This window comes from Pseudomonadota bacterium (genome assembly GCA_010028905.1).
Classification (GTDB): domain Bacteria; phylum Vulcanimicrobiota; class Xenobia; order RGZZ01; family RGZZ01; genus RGZZ01.
The window spans coordinates 1-1260 of the sequence record RGZZ01000851.1; the positions used below are offsets into that span (position 1 = coordinate 1).

The 1260-nt window shown below is 62.3% G+C and carries 2 protein-coding genes; one reads left to right on the top strand and one right to left on the bottom strand.

Features of this window, described 5'->3' with window-relative positions; translation table 11 throughout:
- Positions 1-217: 217 nt before the first annotated feature.
- Positions 218-634 carry a hypothetical protein gene (locus tag EB084_25845; GenBank protein NDD31687.1) on the top strand — a complete coding sequence of 139 codons (417 nt, stop codon included), beginning with the start codon at positions 218-220 and terminating at the stop codon, positions 632-634.
- Positions 635-668: 34 nt separating this feature from the next.
- Here the strand turns inward: EB084_25845 and EB084_25850 are convergent, their stop codons facing one another.
- Positions 669-1259: a hypothetical protein gene (locus tag EB084_25850; GenBank protein ID NDD31688.1), complete on the bottom strand. Its 591-nt coding sequence runs from the start codon at positions 1257-1259 to the stop codon at positions 669-671.
- Position 1260 lies beyond the last annotated feature (1 nt).

Below are 1260 nucleotides of genomic sequence, written 5' to 3' on the forward strand. Positions count from 1 at the left end.
GTGCCGCCGCGCACGTCGCGCGCGACGATCACCCCGCCACCTTCAGGAACGTGCCTCAGTTTGTTGAACCATCGCAGCGCGCTCGGGCGCATTTTCACGAACTTCTGTTTTTTTCTGAAAAAAGGGCCGGGTTTTTTGCAATAAAAGCGCGCCGACAAACCGTGCGGCCAAACGACCGCGCTTTTCCAAAACAAATGGACGAGGACGAGTGCGAGGTGTGCTTCCAGACCGTCCCGATCGCGCACGCGCACGTGCACCGCGCGACGGTCCTGTGCACCGCGTGCGCCGTCGGACGGCTCGCGTGCAGTACGCGCCGCCTCACGACCTCGACGAGCTCGACGCGTACCTGGCCCAACCGCCGCGCGAGGGAGACGTCCTGACCGAGGTGCGCGCGTACATCGCCGAGACCGCGACGCTGCACTCCGCGTGCGCCGACGCGACCGTCGTCGCGGGCATCCCGGTGCTCTCGTTCCCAGGCGGCGTCGTCCTCGCCGCGTGCGAGCGCACGTACGAGCTCCGCGCCGACCTCCGCGCCGCGGGCGGCGTGTGGCGCGTCGTCAACACGAGCTCAGGGAAAGTCCTCGGGTGGACCTTCCCTTCGCTCACCAACGAGCTCGTCGCGATGATCTCCTGAGGCCCCTCTTTTATGAACACTGTTGTGCAGTGCTTTACAGGCTCTCGCCGATCTTTTGAAGCACCTCCTTTATTTGCTCACTGCAATCGGTTTCAATACCATCGAGTTTCGTGAAGTCCTCGCGCGAGTCTCGCTCGTACGACATGCGGATGATCTCTCTCATTTCGTTCTCTGTCATTCCTGCGTTTTTTACGTTTTTACGCGAATCTTTGCACATCCTGATTTTGGCTTCGGCATCAGGCCGCAGCGGTGGCGAGATTACGCGCAGCTTGACGTCCTGCTCGTACTGCTCAAGCAGCCTGTCCAGCGTCACGTCTCCGATTTTCTTCGAGGCCGCGTCCCAGAACCGCCACGAGCTCACGATCCGGTTTTCGACTTTCTTTTTTGCGCCTTTGCCTTCAACGAGGAGCATGTGCTCGTCCTTCGGGAACGACGCGAGCCCGTACGTGCGCACGACCTCGCGGACGAGATCGTGCTCGAGCTGCATCTGCCTCTGCACGCACTCGAGCTCCTCCTTTTTCCGCGCCGCAGGGTCGGTGGTCCCTGCCGCGTACTGCCCGCACGGTTTGGGCACCGCGCGCGAAAACAGCACCTGCATCCTCGAGACGAACGCGCGGTGCGCCATC